This is a genomic window from Chamaesiphon sp. VAR_48_metabat_135_sub (assembly GCF_031418915.1).
Lineage (GTDB): Bacteria > Cyanobacteriota > Cyanobacteriia > Cyanobacteriales > Chamaesiphonaceae > Chamaesiphon.
Map to the genome: position 1 here is coordinate 1 of NZ_JANOJV010000132.1, position 2,126 is coordinate 2,126.

General features: G+C 43.1%; 1 protein-coding gene and 2 pseudogenes. All 3 read right to left on the bottom strand.

Annotated features, from left to right (window positions below; genetic code table 11):
- A pseudogene (locus RMO55_RS09325) lies at positions 1-417 on the bottom strand (coproporphyrinogen III oxidase family protein); the annotation flags it as partial.
- Between the two features lie 258 nt (positions 418-675).
- Positions 676-1,500: an STM4013/SEN3800 family hydrolase gene (locus RMO55_RS09330; protein WP_310426016.1), complete on the bottom strand. Its 825-nt coding sequence runs from the start codon at positions 1,498-1,500 to the stop codon at positions 676-678.
- Between the two features lie 31 nt (positions 1,501-1,531).
- Positions 1,532-2,126: pseudogene (locus tag RMO55_RS09335) on the bottom strand (hypothetical protein); the annotation flags it as partial.

A 2,126-nucleotide genomic window follows, 5' to 3' on the forward strand; every position in this document is an offset into this window, starting at 1 on the left:
GACGGAGATCGGGATAGCGCGGAGATCTGCACCCATAACATCCGCAGCCAGATCGAATACCCGTGCCAATTCTGACACACTCAGGAAGGTTGGCGTACCACCGCCGATCGCCATCCGCGCAAATTGGGAATCACCCAAAGCGGCTTTTACCTGTTTGGCTTCTCTGGTGAGGGTTTTTAAATACTGGGTAACTAAATCTTCGCCTGCATTAGTTTGGGTAAATAAGTTGCAAAATCCACACCGCATTTCACAAAAGGGAATGTGTAGATAGAGAAATAATGCTTCCTTTTTTTCCTGCGCCCAAACTGTTGATAAATGCGCTGGTGGATCTAAGGGGCGATAGGCTGTTTTGTGGGGATAGGCATAAGAATAGGATGTGTAAGTAGAAGTTGCGAGTAAGGTTTGGAGTTTTGTCATACAGTAATGAGAGAATAATGACGAGATATTTCGTTCCTTGGGGTGTACCTATTTAAAAATCAAAATGTTCTTATACGAACATTTTTGTAGAGGCTAGCGCAAAAAATATACACATAGAAAGTATTGTTTTAGTGCGTAACCTACCCTCCTCCAATAAAACGATCGAAACCACCAAAAATCTGTTTAAGGCACATTACAGACAGCCGCGTCGATCCATCAATAAACAGTACCCCGATCCGCACAGATAATTCCCCTAATTCAGAGAGTGTTAGCTTGAGATCGATCGATCCGAGGCAAAACAAACTCAGCATAAGGCACATTCCACACCACCGGATGACTCAATCGATGCCCATGATAATCATCCTCACCATAAGCAGTACCATGATCCGAACAAATAATCCCCATTACTGGAGCGCGTTGTTGCATGGCTTGAAATAATGGGGGTAAATGTCGATCGACATAAGCTAAAGCCGCCGCTTGAGTGATAGTTGAATCCACCGTTTCGCCAGGGAGAAAGATACAATTGGGCTGATGTAGAGCCGAAATATTAATAAACAGAAACACTCGTTGAGATCGGGGAAGTTTTGCCAAACAGTCGATCGCTATTCGCACCTGATTTTCGGTAGAATCAACATCCGTCACACCCAAACTAGTATCCCAATGACTCTCGGTAAACATCCCTGGTAAGACATTTCCCAGCGCATTTTGCTTATTAAAAAAGCCCACCCCACCAATACAGATCGTATGGTATGCTCGATCGGCAAAACCAGTGATAATATCTGCCGTTTCAAACACACAAGTATTTTCTCCCGTTGTTTCACTCCCCGCAAAATTCAGCGCGAATAGCCGAGGCTGTTTACCAGGTAAATCTAGTGTGGGTAAAAAGCCGGCAAAAAATGCTTGATGAGCGGCATATGTGAAGCTGGCTGGTGTGTGTCTACGTTCCCATTTACCGTCGGGTAATAACCGCGCTAAGTTCGGCGTAAGTCCTTTTTCTAGACATGCCTCGGCGACATCATATCGCAGGGTGTCGAGAGTAATAAATAAGAAATCGTGGGTACCAATTAATCGATCGACATTCATCTAGGATATTTTAGATTAAATATAAATATAATCATTCAGAAACGGCAATATAACGATATTCTTCATTGTCATGTTCATCTGCTGTTTGAGGATCGCTAACATCGATGACGATCGATAATTCCTCCAATTCTTTGACTAATATTTCAGATAGATAGTGATGGTGGAGATCGAGTTTTTCGAGTTGATGAATAAATGGACTAGCTAATAAAGCCGTCGCACCGATATCGCCTAAATTGCCTAAGGATAGATCGAGAACTTTTATTCTGACTAGGATAGTTGAATTTGCGACAGCAGTTGCGATTCGATCGGCAATATAACTATTTCTCAAGCCTAAATACTGGAGATAAGGAAATAACTCCCCACTGAGAATCGGTGCGAGATCTTCAACCGTCGTATCGCCACCATAGCCATCGGTACCTAACCACAGTTCTAAATGTTCTAATTGGGGCAGATGACTCTCACATATTTCTCGAACTCTTTCGACACTCAAACCACCAGTTTCGACGATTAATGTTTTCAATCGCCCAAGCTTAATTTCGCCAAAGCTCAATCCTTCATTACCGCGTACTCGGAGATATTCTAATTGAGGATAAGCAGTCCATAGTGGCGATAGATCGCTTTGTTGA

What these genes read in the sequence shown, in the direction of transcription:
- RMO55_RS09330 (WP_310426016.1), bottom strand. Translation starts at nt 1,500, where the DNA reads ATGAATGTCGATCGATTAATTGGTACCCACGATTTCTTATTTATTACT.